The sequence below is a fragment of the Nocardia sp. CA-151230 genome (genome assembly GCF_050942175.1).
GTDB lineage: Bacteria > Actinomycetota > Actinomycetes > Mycobacteriales > Mycobacteriaceae > Nocardia.
On the sequence record NZ_CP192061.1, the window covers coordinates 3,896,929 to 3,911,748 of the forward strand.

At 66.5% G+C, this 14,820-nt stretch carries 13 protein-coding genes; 10 read left to right on the plus strand and 3 right to left on the minus strand.

The genetic code is table 11. The features are described from left to right. The first annotated feature begins 1,029 nt into the window (after positions 1-1,029). The 8 genes from ACQP1O_RS18230 (at position 1,030) to ACQP1O_RS18265 (ending at position 12,187) form a co-directional block, all read left to right on the plus strand. Positions 1,030-2,031 (plus strand): TauD/TfdA dioxygenase family protein, encoded by a 1,002-nt coding sequence (locus ACQP1O_RS18230; RefSeq protein WP_433566946.1) that lies wholly within the window; start codon positions 1,030-1,032, stop codon positions 2,029-2,031. 47 nt (positions 2,032-2,078) lie between these two features. Then, positions 2,079-3,134 (plus strand): ABC transporter substrate-binding protein, encoded by a 1,056-nt coding sequence (locus tag ACQP1O_RS18235; protein ID WP_433566947.1) that lies wholly within the window; start codon positions 2,079-2,081, stop codon positions 3,132-3,134. 2 nt (positions 3,135-3,136) lie between these two features. Continuing rightward, positions 3,137-3,988: an ABC transporter permease gene (locus tag ACQP1O_RS18240; protein WP_433566948.1), complete on the plus strand. Its 852-nt coding sequence runs from the start codon at positions 3,137-3,139 to the stop codon at positions 3,986-3,988. After that, the gene (locus ACQP1O_RS18245) at positions 3,964-4,701 is read left to right on the plus strand and encodes an ABC transporter ATP-binding protein (RefSeq protein ID WP_433566949.1); all 738 of its coding nucleotides are present in this window, start codon (positions 3,964-3,966) and stop codon (positions 4,699-4,701) included. The genes ACQP1O_RS18240 and ACQP1O_RS18245 overlap by 25 nt, the downstream gene beginning before the upstream one ends. A 12-nt stretch (positions 4,702-4,713) precedes the next feature. Further along, positions 4,714-6,060 carry an LLM class flavin-dependent oxidoreductase gene (locus ACQP1O_RS18250; RefSeq protein WP_433566950.1) on the plus strand — a complete coding sequence of 449 codons (1,347 nt, stop codon included), beginning with the start codon at positions 4,714-4,716 and terminating at the stop codon, positions 6,058-6,060. Then, positions 6,057-9,839 (plus strand): ABC transporter ATP-binding protein, encoded by a 3,783-nt coding sequence (locus ACQP1O_RS18255; RefSeq protein WP_433566951.1) that lies wholly within the window; start codon positions 6,057-6,059, stop codon positions 9,837-9,839. Before ACQP1O_RS18250 ends, ACQP1O_RS18255 begins: the two co-directional genes overlap by 4 nt. Positions 9,840-9,916: 77 nt before the next feature. Continuing rightward, complete coding sequence (locus ACQP1O_RS18260) at positions 9,917-10,678, plus strand: hypothetical protein (RefSeq protein WP_433566952.1); 762 nt, start codon at positions 9,917-9,919, stop codon at positions 10,676-10,678. 729 nt (positions 10,679-11,407) lie between these two features. Continuing rightward, complete coding sequence (locus tag ACQP1O_RS18265; RefSeq protein WP_433566953.1) at positions 11,408-12,187, plus strand: class I SAM-dependent methyltransferase; 780 nt, start codon at positions 11,408-11,410, stop codon at positions 12,185-12,187. A gap of 67 nt (positions 12,188-12,254) precedes the next feature. Here the strand turns inward: ACQP1O_RS18265 and ACQP1O_RS18270 are convergent, their stop codons facing one another. After that, complete coding sequence (locus ACQP1O_RS18270; protein WP_433566954.1) at positions 12,255-12,719, minus strand: hypothetical protein; 465 nt, start codon at positions 12,717-12,719, stop codon at positions 12,255-12,257. A gap of 217 nt (positions 12,720-12,936) precedes the next feature. Between ACQP1O_RS18270 and ACQP1O_RS18275 the strand changes: the two genes are divergently transcribed. Both ACQP1O_RS18275 and ACQP1O_RS18280 read left to right on the plus strand, forming a co-directional pair. After that, positions 12,937-13,182, plus strand: coding sequence for a hypothetical protein (locus ACQP1O_RS18275; RefSeq protein WP_433566955.1), 246 nt, complete (start codon positions 12,937-12,939; stop codon positions 13,180-13,182). Between the two features lie 102 nt (positions 13,183-13,284). After that, the gene (locus ACQP1O_RS18280) at positions 13,285-13,638 is read left to right on the plus strand and encodes a hypothetical protein (RefSeq protein ID WP_433566956.1); all 354 of its coding nucleotides are present in this window, start codon (positions 13,285-13,287) and stop codon (positions 13,636-13,638) included. Positions 13,639-13,705: 67 nt separating this feature from the next. On the opposite strand, the gene ACQP1O_RS18285 is transcribed toward ACQP1O_RS18280, so the two are convergent. Together ACQP1O_RS18285 and ACQP1O_RS18290 are read right to left on the minus strand one after the other, a co-directional pair. Further along, the gene (locus tag ACQP1O_RS18285) at positions 13,706-14,083 is read right to left on the minus strand and encodes a hypothetical protein (protein WP_433566957.1); all 378 of its coding nucleotides are present in this window, start codon (positions 14,081-14,083) and stop codon (positions 13,706-13,708) included. 159 nt (positions 14,084-14,242) lie between these two features. Beyond that, positions 14,243-14,800 carry a GrpB family protein gene (locus tag ACQP1O_RS18290; RefSeq protein WP_433566958.1) on the minus strand — a complete coding sequence of 186 codons (558 nt, stop codon included), beginning with the start codon at positions 14,798-14,800 and terminating at the stop codon, positions 14,243-14,245. Between the last annotated feature and the right edge of the window lie 20 nt (positions 14,801-14,820).

Below are 14,820 nucleotides of genomic sequence, written 5' to 3' on the forward strand. Positions count from 1 at the left end.
TCCTGTGCGCCTACCCGTAAGTTGCTCGGCGACTTCCTCGGTGCCGAGCCACACGTCGTCATACGGCATGGTGACCGGTGTCCAAATCTTCTGTTCAGGTACTGATTACGGTCGTCATTCTCGGGAACCTCGCTCACGACTGACGCCTGTTCGTGCCGAACCCCTGGACCACACGGTATCGGTCCTCGGCTCCGATTCCGGGACAGTGACCACCTCGTTGGATCTGGGAGGGACACCGACCGCGCGGCAGCCCTCTCGACGACTCCGCTTACCTCACGTTTCATCATCAGCTGCGCCGACCGGACCGTCTCGGTCAGCGATACGCGGGAACCTGCGCGGACATCCACTGCCGCAACCGGATACAACCCGGCCCAATGGGTCGTCGACACCGACACTCCTGTCCTCTACGTCACCAATCGCGCCGATGAGACCGTGTCGGTGATCGGACGGAGCGGTGTCGAGGCTTCGAGCCCGGCGATCACCCCGACGCCATTCCCCTGACGCTGGGCTTGCGGCGCCGCTGCAGGAGTTGCCCGTCGAGGGAGCGATCTTCTCTACCTACCCCCGCACGACAGTGCTGACCTGCGACACCGTGCCCCAGGGTGTTCATGATGACCAGGGAACGCCTGACGCTGTTGGCGCAGCAGCATGACGCCCGCAACAACTCGAGCGACTCGCGGTCGAATTTTGTCTTCCATCAGGAGAGTTCGTGTAACACGCACGCGACCGACTGCGTGACCAGCGTACAGGCCGGGACTTCCCGCTGGGGCGACCGTAGTTCGGCGTGCCCGTGGGCGGAGCTGGAATCGGTTGAGGGCGAGTTAAACTCACGCTGATTTCCATATCGTGGAAACCGCATTGCGGGCGGTGTTCCTTCGTCACACCATTGATTTCGTTGCCGGAGCAACTGGTTCCACACAAGAAAAATGCGCGATGACGCGCGGTGATGGAACCCGTTGCGATTCTACATGTTCGCACCGGATCGGCCGAAACGCGCTGAGCGAATAATCGAAGAAGGAAGTGGAGATCATGACGAACGTCATCACCGATTCCGTGACGGCAGAAGCCGCGGAGTCGAATTCGCCGGAAATCTCGGTACGCCGGCTCGCCGGTCATATCGGCGCGGAGATATCCGGCGTCGACCTTTCGCAGCCGCTCGATGATGCCGTGATCGCGAAGATTCGCCGAAAGCTGTTGAAGTACAAGGTGGTGTTCTTCCGCGACCAGGAGATCGGGCACGCCGAGCAGATCGCCTTCGCGCGCCGCTTCGGTGAGCTCACCCACGCGCACCCGCACGAGGACGCGCCCCCGGCGGAGTTCCCGGAGATCTTGACGATCGACCCGCGCCGGTACGAGCAGAAGTACGGTGAGAATTTCCGCGAGCAGTACACCAAGCGCCGCTACACCTATTACGCGGGCTGGCACACCGATGTCACCGCGGCGGTGAACCCGCCCGCCGCCTCGCTGCTGCGCGCGGAGACGGTTCCCTCCTACGGAGGCGACACCACCTGGACCAACCAGGTTGCAGCCTACGAGGGACTGTCCGAACCGCTGCGCAAGCTGGTGGACGGGTTGCGGGCCGAGCACCGGTTCCGGGCCGGTCAGGAGCGCGGTGACGAGGACGACGAGCTGTCGCGCCGGATCCAGGCGAACCTGCTGGTGTCCGTGCACCCCGTGGTCCGCGTCCACCCGGAGACCGGGGAGAAGGCGCTGTTCGTCAATCCCGGCTTCACCACCCGCATCCTGGACCTGTCCGCGGTGGAGAGCCGCAAGCTGCTGGAACTGCTCTTCGAGCACCTGACCCGCCCGGAATACACCGTCCGATTCAAGTGGGAGCCGGGCAGTCTCGCGTTCTGGGACAACCGGGCCACCGCGCACCTGGGCCCGCAGGATCTCGACCACCTCGACGTGGAGCGGGTGCTGCACCGCGTGACCCTGATCGGTGACCGGCCGGTCGGGCCGACCGGCTTCACCTCGGAAATCGTTGCGGGCGAGGAATTCCGCGCCACCGCCAACGTGAAGATCGCCTGACGGGCAGCGAGGGCTCGACCCAGATATCCGAGAAAGACCGAAAAACAGTGAGCACGATAATCATTCGGCGTCGAGCCCTCGCCGCCCTCGCGGTCGCGGCCGCCGCGACCGTACTGGTCGCCTGCGGTTCGAGCGGTCCGAAAGGCCCTGTCCTGGCCGCCGACGCACCGCTGCCGACGACTGTGCCGACCGGCACCTCGTTGTCCATCGCCTCGTCCACGGGCCTGCAGGAACTGCAGTTGAAGCTCGCCGGACTCACCTCCGCCCTGCCGTTCACCGTGTCGGCGTGGCCGAACATCGGTGCGGGACCCGATGTGATCAACGCCTTCCGCGCCAACTCCCTCGAGGTCGCCAACAACGCCGGAATCCCACCCATCCAAGCGCATTTCCAGGGTCTGGACGCCAAGATCGTCGCCGTCGACCTGACCCGGAAACCGGGGTACGTCTTCGCCACCAAACCACACAGCGACATCGCCTCGGTCGCGGACTTCAAGGGCAAGAAGCTGGCCTTCTCGCAAGGGCAGGCCCAGGGCGTGGTCCTGTTGCGCGCGCTGAAGCAGGCGGGACTGGACTCGAAGAAGGACGTCACGCTCGTGCCGTTGACGAGCAATCAGTTCCTGACCGCATTGCAGGCCGGGCAGGTGGACATCGCACCGCTGGGAATCCAACAGGTGCCCGCCTACCTCGGGCAGTACGGCAAGGACGGCGCGCACACGGTCGACACCGAGGTGATCGACCGCTTGAACATCCTGTGGGCGCCGCAATCGGTGCTCGCCGACGCCGGCAAGGCCGCGGCCATCGCGGCCTACATCCCGGTATGGGCCAAGGGCCTGGCCTGGAAGTACGAGCATCCCGACCAGTGGATCGACGAGTACTACGTCAAATCCCAAGGGCTGACCGCCGACGCCGGACGCAAGATCACCGAACTCGACAGCAAGCCGCTGCTGCCCGCGAGCTGGGACGAAGCGATCACGTGGGAGCAGGAGACCATCGACTTGCTCGCTGCCGGCGGATTCGTCAAGTCGTTCAAGGCCGATGAGATCTTCGACCGCCGATTCGAGGGCTTGGCCTCGACGGCGGTCCCGAGCGAATACCGGAGCTGATCATGGCGATTGCGCTCAGCACCCCCACCCTGCCGGCCCTGCGCCGCAGCAAGGCCCTGACCGTCGATCGCCGGGCGGCCCGCCGTCTGGGCCCCGGCCGCCGCATCCCCGGCAGCCGGCTCGTCGGCCCGATCGCCGTGGTGGCGATCTGGTCGCTGGCCTCGGCGAGCGGCGCGCTGGACCCGCGCATCCTGCCCGGCCCCTGGGCCGTGCTCGAGACCGCCGGGCATCTGTGGGCCAGCGGCACCCTCGCGACCGACATCCAGACCTCGCTGTGGCGCGCCGCCCAGGGATTCACCCTCGGCCTGGTGATCGGCGTGAGCCTCGCGCTGATCGCCGGACTGTCCCGCTGGGGCGAGGCGTTCATCGACGGCACGGTGCAGATCAACCGATCCATCCCCACCCTGGGCCTGATCCCGCTGTTCATCCTGTGGCTGGGCATCGGCGAGAGCTTCAAGGTGGCCGTCATCGCCATCGTGGTCTACATCCCCATCTATCTGAATCTGCAGGCGGCGCTGACCGGAATCGACGCCCGCTTCGTCGAATTGGCGGAGGTGCTCGGCCAGAACCGCCTGCAGTTCATCCGCCACGTCGTCATACCCGGCGCCCTGCCCGGATTCTTCGTGGGCCTGCGGCTGGCGGTCACCGGCTCCTGGCTCGGCCTGGTCGTGCTGGAGCAGATCAATGCCACGAATGGCCTGGGCTACATGATGTTCCAAGCCCAGAACTACGGCCGCACCGACATCATCGCCGTCGGCCTGCTCATCTACGGAACCTTCGGCTTCCTGTCCGACAACGCGATTCGACTGGTCGAACGGAGGGCACTGTCATGGCGACGCGCACTGAGCAGCTGACCCGTGCGGCGATCCGGGTCGCGGGCCTCACCCGCGCCTACGGCGACCGGGTGATCCTCGAAGGCATCGATCTCGAGATCCCGGCCGGACAGTTCGTCGCACTGCTGGGCCGCAGCGGCTCCGGGAAGAGCACGCTGCTGCGCGCCCTGGCCGGGCTGGACCACGGGGTGCGGGGGACCGGCACGATCACGATTCCCGACCGGGTGTCGGTGGCCTTCCAGGACTCGCGCCTGCTCCCATGGAAACGGCTGTCCGACAACGTGATCCTCGGCGCGAAGGGCAGCCCGGACGCGGGACCGCGCTCACTCACCGCGATTGCCGAGGTCGGGCTGGCGGGCCGGGAACGCGCTTGGCCCCATCAGCTCTCCGGCGGCGAACAGCAACGGGCGGCACTGGCCCGCGCGCTGGTCAACGATCCCGAACTGCTACTGGCCGACGAACCGTTCGGCGCCCTCGACGCCCTGACCCGGATCAAGATGCACGAACTGCTGCGCGATCTCGTGCAGCGGCACCGGCCCGCCGTCCTGCTGGTGACCCACGACGTCGATGAGGCCATCGTCCTGGCCGATCGCGTGATCGTGCTCGACAACGGTGCGGTCGGCGAGGACATCACCATCGACCTGCCGCACCCCAGAGCGTACGGCGATCACCACCTGGCCGAGTACCGCGGGCGGCTGTTGGCCGCGCTGGGCGTCGTACCGGCCGAAGTCTGAAAAGGAACACCCTTGTCACCGAAACACTTGCACCTCAACGCGTTTCTCATGTCGACCGGACACCACGAGGCCTCGTGGCGGCTGCCGGAATCCGATCCGTACGCCAACACCAAGATCGATCACTATGTGGCGCTGGCCCGTATCGCCGAACGCGGGAAGCTGGATTCGATCTTCTTCGCCGACAGCCCGGTGCTCTACGGCGATACCGGCCGCCGCCCCGCCGGCACGCTGGAGCCGACGGTCCTGCTCACGGCCATCGCGGTGCAGACCTCGCGGATCGGTCTCATCGCGACCGCGTCCACCAGTTACAACTCGCCGTTCAACCTGGCGCGCCGGTTCGCCTCGGTGGACTGGGTTTCGGGTGGGCGCGTCGGCTGGAACATCGTGACCACCGCCGGCGCCGACGCCGCACGCAACTTCGGACTCGACGACGTCCCCGACCACAGGCTGCGCTACGAGAAGGCCGCCGAATTCGTCGATGTGGCAACGAAGCTGTGGGACAGCTGGCGCGACGACGCCGTGCTGGCGGACAAGGCATCGGGTATCCACACCGATCCCGACCGGGTCCGCGGGATCGACCACGAGGGCCGGTTCTTCAAGGTCGCGGGTCCGCTGAACGTGCCGCGCCCGCCGCAGGGGTATCCGGTGCTGGTGCAGGCCGGATCCTCCGAGGACGGCAAGGACTTCGCCGCTCGCTACGCCGAGGCGGTGTTCACCGCGCAGCAGACCATCGAGGACGGACTCGCGTTCTACACCGACCTGAAGGGCCGCGCGATCGCTCTGGGTCGCGACCCGGAGACCATCAAGATCCTGCCGGGCATCGTGCCCGTCATCGGCGATACCGAGGAGCACGCCAGGGAATTGGACGCCGAACTGGAGCGGCTGATCTCACCCGAGTACGCCAAGCGGCAGCTGGCCCGTACCTGGGGCATCCCGGTGGAGGACCTCGACCTGGACAGCGAACTTCCCGACGACCTGCCCACCGAGGACGAGATCCAGGGCGCCAAGAGTCGCTTCACCCTCATCGTGAATCTCGCTCGGCGCGAACGGCTCACGCTGCGCCAGCTCATCGCGCGGCTCGGCGGCGGACGCGGTCACCACACCTTCGCCGGCACCGCCGACCAGGTCGCCGACACCATCGAGGAGTGGTTCACCCGCGGTGCCGCGGACGGATTCAACATCATGCCCGCCGTGCTGCCCTCGGGGCTGGAGCGTTTCGTGGACGAGGTGGTGCCGATCCTGCAGCGGCGCGGGCTGTTCCGCACCGAGTACACCGAGACGACGCTGCGCGGGCACTACGGTCTGCGCCGCCCCGCCAACCAGTTCGACGAGGCCGCCGCGCTCGTGGTCGCCGGATGAGTTCGGGCTCGGGCTGTTCCGGCGCGGTGAGTTCGAATACCGGCTCCGACGGGTGGATTCGTTACCTGCTGCGCCGGTGCGCGCGGCATCGGCGGACAGTGGTCCTCGCCTGCGTCGGCGCGTTGGTCTCCAATGTCCTCACCGCCGTGCTGCCGCTGCTGGTGCGGCACGTGGTCGACACCCTGACCACGACGGCGGCCCCGGTGCTGCCGTGGGTGCTGGTGCTGCTCGCCGTGGGACTGGTCCGGTTCGTCGCCGGGTACGGCCGCCGCACCGGCGCGTCCCGGCTGTCGCTGGACGTCCAGCACGACCTGCGCCGCGACCTGTTCGCGGCGCTGCTGCGCCTGGACGGGCGGCAGCGGTCGAGGCTCTACACCGGACAGGTCGTCAGCCGTGCCATCACCGACGTGACGCTGATTCAGATGCTGCTGCAACTGCTTCCGCTGGTCGCGGGCAACGTGGTGCTGCTGGCGGCGTCACTGGTGCTGATGGCGTCGATGTCGCCGCTGCTGAGCGGTATCGCGCTGCTGGTGATCCCGGCGCTGTGGCTGATCACCTCGCGCAGTCAGCGAAAACTGTTCCCGGCCAACTGGGATGCGCAGGCCCGGGCCGCCGACGTCGCGATGCGGGTGGAGGCCGCGGTGACCGGGGTGCGGGTGGTCAAGGGTTTCGGGCAGGAGGCCCACGAGCTCGGGGAACTGGCCGGTTCCGCCCGGGGTCTGTACCGGTCGCGACTGCGGATCGCCCACATCACCAGCCGATTCACGCCGGTGCTGCAGGCGGTTCCGGCGGCGGGGCAGGCGCTGATTCTCATCGTGGGCGGGTTGCTGGCGCTGCGGGGGTCCATCACACTCGGCACTTTCCTGGCGTTCATGACCTATCTCGGATCCTTCGTCACGCCGGTCCGCATGTTCTCCATGCTGCTGACGGTGAGCCAGCAGGGGAAAGCCTCGCTCGAACGGGTCCGCGAAGTGATCGAGACGCCGCCCGCCACGGCGAGCGCCGCACCCCGGCCCGCCGAGTCGCCGATCGCCCCGAACAGCGCACCGCGCATCGAATTCCGTGGTGTGCGTTTCACCTTCGATGATCAGCCACCGGTACTGAACGGGCTGGAGTTGACCGTCGAGCCGGGGGACACCCTCGCCGTCGCCGGTGCGGCGGGGTCGGGAAAATCGGTGCTGGTGCAGCTGCTGCCTCGATTGTTCGACCCCGACGCGGGCCGGATCCTGGTGGACGACATCGATATTCGCGACCTGCCGGACCTGCGCGACCGGGTCGCGATGGTGTTCGAGGACACCGCGCTGATGGCCGATACGGTGCGGGCCAATGTGTCCTACGGCCGCCCGGACGCCACTGACGACCAGGTCCGTCACGCCCTGTGGCTGGCCGCCGCGGATCGATTCGTGGCCGCGCTCCCCGACGGCCTGGACACCCACATCGGGGAACGGGGACAGCGGCTCTCCGGCGGCCAGCGGCAGCGGCTGGCGCTCGCGCGCGCCCTGATCACCGACGCCCCGATCCTCGTGCTCGACGACGCTACCTCCGCCATCGACGCGCAAGTCGAGGAAGAGATCTTCGCCCGCATCGCCGCCGAGGTACGACAGCGCACGACCATCGTGGTGGCGCACCGGATCTCGACACTGGCGCTGGCCGACCGGGTGGCCGTGCTCGACGGCGGCCGCGTCGCCGAACTCGGCACCCTCGACGAGCTGCAGAGCTCCGGTGAACTGTTCCACACCCTGTTCACCCCGCCCGACCCGGTGAGCATCGCCGCCGACCTCGGCGCGGTGACCGACACCGTGCCCACCGCCGGGCTGTGGCTGCACGCCGATGCCGATGCTGACGAGTCCCGCGCCCTCGAACAGATGGCGAAGGCGTTCTCCCAGCGCGCCGCCGGCTCGCCCGGGGCCATGGGCGCTCACCTGGGCGGCGGCATGATCTCGGGCGCCCCGCCCAGCGGCGATGTGCGCGCCATGATCGACCGGCTACCGGCCGCGACCGGGGAACCCGAAGTGCCCGAGAGCTTTTCACACACCCCGGACCCGGGCTTCACACTGGCGCGGTTACTGCGCCCGTTCGCACTGCCACTCGTGGCGGGGCTGGGACTGGTGGCGCTCGATGCCCTGGCGCAGATCCTGATTCCGTTCCTGGTGCGCTACGGCATCGACCGTGGCGTACTGGCGGGTGCGCGTGAGGTACTACTGCTCGCGGCCGCCGGCGCGCTGACGGTCGTGGCCGTGGACTGGGCGATCACCGTCGCGCAGGTCCGGGTCACCGGACGGGCCGGGGAACGGCTGCTCTACGGCCTGCGGGTCAAGGTCTTCGCGCAGCTGCAACGGCTGGGGCTGCAGTTCTACGAGCGAGAACTGGCCGGGCGCATCATGACTCGCATGATCACCGACGTGGACGGGCTGTCCACGTTCCTGCAATCCGGCCTGGCCGTCGCCCTGACCAGCACCCTGACCATCGGCGGAGTGGTCGTTGCGCTGGTGGTGATCGACAGCCGGCTCGCGCTGGTGGTCCTGACGCTGCTGCCCGTGCTGGTGTTGGCCACCGTCGTCTTCCGGCGTGCCTGCGTGCCCGCCTATAACCTGGCGCGCGAACAGGTCAGCGCCGCCAACGCCTATCTGCAGGAGAACGTCGACACGATCGCGGTGACACAGGCCTACCGGCGTGAAGCGATCAATCAGCGCGAATTCGAGCGCCGCTCCTGGGGATACCGCGACGCGCGGTTGCGCAGTCAGACGCTGATGGCGTTGTTCTTCCCGTTCATCGAGATCCTGTCGCTGGTCGCGACCGCCGCGGTGCTCGCCGTCGGCGTCCACCAGATCCGCGAGAGCGTGCTGACCGTCGGCACGCTGATCGCCTTCCTGCTCTACATCGATCTGCTGTTCGCGCCCATTCAGCAGTTGTCGCAGGTCTTCGACAGCTACCAGCAGGCGGTGATCGGCGTGGAACGCCTCGGCGTGCTGATGCGGGAAACCGTCGCCACGCCGGAGGCGCTCGACGCGCGGCCGATCGACCGGCTTGCGGGGGAGATCGAATTCCGCGGTGTCGGGTTCGCCTACGACAACGCCGGAGCGCGGGTGCTGTCCGGAATCGACCTGCGGATCGCGCCCGGACAGCAGGTGGCCGTTGTCGGCGAAACCGGCGCCGGCAAATCCACCCTGGTGAAACTCCTTGCCCGCCTGTACGACCCGACCGTCGGCGCCGTCCTCGTCGACGGCGTCGACATCCGCCGCTATCGGCTGCGCGACTATCGCAAGCGACTCGGCGTCGTGCCACAGGAGCCTTTCCTGTTCGGCGAAACCGTGCACGCGGCCATCGCCTACGGCAAACCCGACGCCATGCCCGCCGACATCGAATGGGCGGCCCGCGCTGTCGGGGCACACGAGATGATCGCCGCGCTCGAGCACGGCTACCGGCAGCCGATCGGGGCACACGGCACCGGCTTGTCCGCCGGCCAGCGTCAGCTGCTGGCGCTGGCCCGAGCTCAACTCGTGGATCCCGACATCCTCATCCTCGACGAGGCCACCGCATCCCTGGATCTGGCGACCGACGCCCGGGTCCGCGCGGCGGTCGAGGTGCTCACCGCAGGCCGCACGACCATCGTCGTGGCCCATCGCCTCGCGACAGCCGCCGCGGCCGACCTCATCGTCGTGCTCGGTGAGGGCCGACTGCTCCAAACCGGCCGCCACACCGAGCTTCTCGCCATCGACGGACCCTACCGGAGGCTCTGGTCGGCCTATGTCGGCCAGACCGTGCCGGTGCGCGGCTGAGAATCGCGTGGAAACAGCAGACCACATTCGCGGGATCAAGGTGGTTTTAAATATCCCGAAAGCTTCGGACATATCCAATGCTGTTCCTGTTCCAACATTTCGACGAAGAGGATAGGACGCACCATCACATGCGTGCACGAAAATTTACCGGTATGGCAGTACTGGTGACCGCTGCAATGGCCCTGACAGCCGGGACGGCCGCGACAGCCGGAGCGAGTCCGGGAAATTCGAGCGAGGGCGTCGTGAACTATACGGCGACCAATACCGCCACGACCGCTGTCATTTCGACCGACGCCGGATCGCTCGAGGTCGACAACGGCGTATTCAAGATAAAGGCCCCGAACGGCGCCACACTGGCCGGAACCGAATTATCCTTCCGGGTCGACGATTTCGTGTTCCCGATCACCGCGGAAATCAAGGACCACACCGCGACATTGACTCCCCGATTCGATCAGGCCCACGCGGTCTACCGGCCGGTGGCCTTGCCGTATCAGGATCAGGCGCCCTGGAAGACACAGTACGACCGCGAACAGGCCGCCTGGAACCGCCTCGTGTCCACCGTCAGTCTGGGCGCCACCATCGGCACGGCGGTCGGCGGCCTGGCAGGCGCGGCGATCGGTTGCGTGCTCGGCGGCGGTGCGGGAGCGGTGCTGACCGGCGCCCTGACCGCGCTGTTCGGCGCCCTTCCCGCCGGCGTCGCGGGCTGCATCGCGGGTGTCGCCGCGGTCGGCTTCCTGGGCACGCTGGTGGGGCAGCTGTTCATCACGGCACCGATCGCGATTCTCGCTGCGGCGCAATACTTCACGACCATCAACGAGCCGCTCACCCCGGCCAAGTAGTCACCGGCGCCCGTCGTGGGACCTCCGGCGGGCGCCGTCCGCGCGCGATCGTTGTTCGACCGCCGCGAACACCTGATCGATCTCGTCGCAGCTGCGCCCGCCGTGGCGAACGTCTGTGCTGCCGATATCGAAACGGCATTCATCGGTGCGAGGAACGGCTGCATATTCTGTCGGCCATCACGATGTTCTGATACACCTTCTCGCCCAGCGGGCGACGCACCCCGATGAGATCGATCGAAACGAGCCGGTTGTGGATGTGGTGGGCCGGCGCGGTGCGTGTGCGACTCGACGCGATGGTCAGTACCGGCCCAATACCGAGAACTGGCTGTCGTCGGCGATCTGCTCGAGGGCCATCAGTGTGCCCTCTGCGGGGACCATGGTTTCGGTGGCACCGAGCACGTTTCGTCGGACGTCGCCTACCTTGCGGGCCGACCGGCAGATCGGGTATCCGGCGCAACCGACTGGGCTTGTGTTGCATGTCGGTACCGACGACGGTGTCGCCAGCACACCGTGCCTGTCGGTGACGCGGGTGCTTCGATCGGCGCATTCTGATCGTCGTGGATACACAGGTATAGGGCGTGGCCTCCTACGGCGCTGATCGATCCGGCCGGCGCGCGGCGCCGGCGGCCGAAATCTGGTGTGGTGCAGAACGTCCGCTTCTGCCGAATCGAGGGCCGTTGTTGCCGAGAAATCCGTTGCCATCGCATAGGTCTGTGGTCACTGTTCGGTATGGCTCCTGATCTGACACAGCACTATTCGGACCTCGCGGAGAACGATCGTCTGGCCAGGACGCCGCACGGCCGTCTGGAGTTCCTGCGTACACAAGAACTGGTCCGTCGCGTCCTGCGACGACCGCTGTCGGTGCTCGATGTCGGTGGCGGGACCGGAGTACATGCCCGATGGCTGGCCGGAGATGGGCATGCTGTCCACCTCATCGACCCCGTGCCCCGCCATATCGAGGCCGCCGCGACTGTGCCCGGGGTGACAGCGCAACTGGGAGACGCGTGCCGGCTACCGGTCACCGACGACAGCGTCGATGCCGTCCTGATGCTCGGACCGCTGTATCACCTCACCGAATCCGTGGACCGGGCAACGGCATTGAATGAAGCCAGGCGCGTGCTCCGGCCCGGAGGCGTCCTGGTCGCAGCGGCCATCAGCCGCTACCTGTCGATCCTGGAAACGGGGACGACCGGACGCCTCGACCAACACCTCGTGCCGTCGCTACAGACGGTGATCGCCACCGGTGACTACGACGGCCACGTCGGCTTTGTGCACACGCATTGGCACACCGCCGAAGAACTGCGCGCCGAGGTTCGCGCCGGCGGCTTCGGTGAGGTCGAGATCTACGGTGTCGAAGGGCCCAGCTGGCCCACGCTCGATCATGCCGGACTCCGCAGCCTTCCCTGCTTGCTCAACGCCGCACTGGACTGTGCGCGACTGCTGGAGCAGGACCCACTGCTGGTCAACGCAAGTGCACACCTGCTCGCGATCGCCCGAACCGATCGCTGAGGAATGCCTTCAACGCGCTCTTCTGTGGCCATAGTGCCAATCCGAACATATTGGTTCACAACAGTTTTCAGTAGCCGTGCTTTTTGTTCCAGTCGATCACGTACCACGCGTAAATGATGTTTCCGAGGCCGGCGGTCAGGAGCAGCAGGGTGAGATGCACGATGAACGACTGCCGCCTGCGACGGCCGTACCCCCCTGCGATTGCAGTGGCCGCCGCCGACGCGACGTTGTTGATCACGATGGGCGGCATGCCGGGCTGTGGCGCGTACTGCGGTGCATATGCGGGATGCAGTGCATATCCGGGATGCGGTGCATACCCCTGCGGCGGTGCGTATCCGGGCTGTTGGCCGTATCCGGGCTGCGGCCGATAACCCGGTGCGGGCTGCTGGAATTCGGTTGTGGTGTGATTCGGCCACAAATGGTTCGAATCCTGCTGTCCTGGCTTGCCGTACGGGTCTGACATCTGCGGTGTTGTTCCCTTCGATTCGATGCCTGGAAGAAGCAGGGACGCTGACATAACCAGGTTGCTCACAGTATGCGCAAGACCATGCGCTGCCCTCTTTGTGACCTTCTGTGCCAACTGTACTGCCAGCTTGAAGCGACGAAGTCGCTCCGGCCGAAACGGCTGGGGGTGATTTGCCATTGCTGTGCGGCGTTCACGCCTCACGACCGATCCAGCTGTCGATGCCATACCCGCGGGTCGGGGTGCCGATTGTGTCCTTTGAAGAACCGTCGCTGGACCGTTCACCATGTCCCTGCTACAAGGCATCGCCCAGAAGCCCAACGGATCCACCGGAAGCCAAGTGCTGGTGGAGAACACCTCGAACGACTTCACCGGCGTGGCCCGACCCGAAGTCCAATACACCCAGGGCAAAGACGTACTCGGCCCGTACGTGAACACCAACGACGGGCTCAAACCCGGACAGCAACAGACAAATTGGATCGATGTAGTCGCCAACAAGAACTCGCCGGGCAGTGGGTTGACGCACAATTGATCAATATGTGGTACAGCGCCGACCCGAGCTCGCCATGCGCCGAACTCGGAGCTCGCTGGGCCCGGAAAAGCAGTGCTCGACAGCAGATCCAGGAGTAACACCATGTTCCGCAAGATCGCAGCCACCACCATCATCGCCGCAGGCCTTGCCGGAGCCGGTACCGGCATCGCGTCCGCCGCAACCAGCCCCGACCCCACACAGCCTGTCGCTACCCCCGTCGCCGCGGGGCAAACCCAGGCAATCCCGGGCGGCCAAATCGGTGCCACCGTCGGAACCGTCGCCGGCGCGGTCATCGGCGTTCTCGCTGGCGGCGCGATCGGATGCGTTGTCGTCGTACCGGTATGCCCCGTCAGCACCGTGATCGGCGCCGGAATCGGTGGTGTCGCTGGCGGTGTCATCGGCGGCTTGATCGGCGCCGGCGTGGGAAGCGCTATCGGCGCGCAGATCCCCGGCTGACCCCGGACACAACGAAAGCTGCCTCGGACCGAAATGGTCCAAGGCAGCTTCGTGTTTCGTCGGCGGACTACAGGGCGTTGATCGCGGCGGCGAGCCGATCGAAGTAGCCCTGCTGTTCATGAACGAGGTTGTGCTGCCCGGAGAGATGGCCGTTGATGTCGTTCGCGGCTTCGTCGTATGGGTTCCACGTCTTCACCGGATGTCGCCACCAAACCCATGACACCGGCTGCCAACGGTACGCCAGTAACCGACCAGCCGAATCCTGTGTCCAGCCACCGAGTTGAGCGAGATTGAACGCCGACACGACGTCGGCCGAGGCATGCAGGCGGTGAGTCCGCAGGGCACGAGGTGATCGCATCCCCGGGTTCGCGCACTCCAGATGCGGGTGTGTGGGGGTGTTGGACCACTCGGAGTCTTCGCGCCGGAAGGTGTTGCGCTGCAGCATGATCCCCCCGGTCGCTTCCTGAGCCGGTCGAATTCCATGCGAGGAGCACTTCGGTGACTGGTTGGCGAATGTCAACGGCACGCCACTTCTGGATCTGGCACGAATTTCGTGATCTCAGTTGTGCGGCTGCGGATTTGGCTCGCTCGTCGATGAAGGAGTTCAGTTTTCTGGTGCCCATCCGGAGGCTTGCGCCCATGTCTGTGCTCGCTGCGTGATTTCGGCGATCAGTGGGCCTTTGGCGTCGGCGTATACGTTCATGTCGGGCCAGTCGCGTTGCGCAAGGCGATGTTTGAGTTCTTCGTATGCGATTCGATCGGGAGTGTCGTGCCTCAACCAATCCCGGAAGAGCAGGTGACGGCGTTCCCATGGACTGCCGAGGGAGCAGATATGGACATGCACGTCGCGGCGCGGGGTCCGGACCATGCGGTGTCCAGGCTCCCGGACCCGGAGCTGGTAGCCCGCCGTGAGCAGCGCATCGAGATACGCTGCTTCGTCCTCGACGTCCGCGACGCTGAGGTCGATGTCGATGATCGGCTTCGCGGACAGGCCGGGTACCGAGGTCGAACCGATGTGGTCGATGCGCCGCGCAGTAGCACCGAGAGCGTCGGAGATGCGGGAACGCTCTTGGAGGAAGCGGTGCGGCCAGGATGGGTCGTATTCGACGATCCGGATGTCGCGCTTCTCTATGCCACCGATCAGTTCTGGTCGATCGCTCACGTTGCCCATCCTTTGGCCGC

What these genes read in the sequence shown, in the direction of transcription:
- ACQP1O_RS18230 (WP_433566946.1), top strand. Translation starts at nt 1,030, where the DNA reads ATGACGAACGTCATCACCGATTCCGTGACGGCAGAAGCCGCGGAGTCG.
- ACQP1O_RS18240 (WP_433566948.1), top strand. Translation starts at nt 3,137, where the DNA reads ATGGCGATTGCGCTCAGCACCCCCACCCTGCCGGCCCTGCGCCGCAGC.
- ACQP1O_RS18245 (WP_433566949.1), top strand. Translation starts at nt 3,964, where the DNA reads ATGGCGACGCGCACTGAGCAGCTGACCCGTGCGGCGATCCGGGTCGCG.
- ACQP1O_RS18255 (WP_433566951.1), top strand. Translation starts at nt 6,057, where the DNA reads ATGAGTTCGGGCTCGGGCTGTTCCGGCGCGGTGAGTTCGAATACCGGC.
- ACQP1O_RS18260 (WP_433566952.1), top strand. Translation starts at nt 9,917, where the DNA reads ATGCTGTTCCTGTTCCAACATTTCGACGAAGAGGATAGGACGCACCAT.
- ACQP1O_RS18265 (WP_433566953.1), top strand. Translation starts at nt 11,408, where the DNA reads ATGGCTCCTGATCTGACACAGCACTATTCGGACCTCGCGGAGAACGAT.
- ACQP1O_RS18275 (WP_433566955.1), top strand. Translation starts at nt 12,937, where the DNA reads ATGTCCCTGCTACAAGGCATCGCCCAGAAGCCCAACGGATCCACCGGA.
- ACQP1O_RS18280 (WP_433566956.1), top strand. Translation starts at nt 13,285, where the DNA reads ATGTTCCGCAAGATCGCAGCCACCACCATCATCGCCGCAGGCCTTGCC.
- ACQP1O_RS18285 (WP_433566957.1), bottom strand. Translation starts at nt 14,083, where the DNA reads ATGCTGCAGCGCAACACCTTCCGGCGCGAAGACTCCGAGTGGTCCAAC.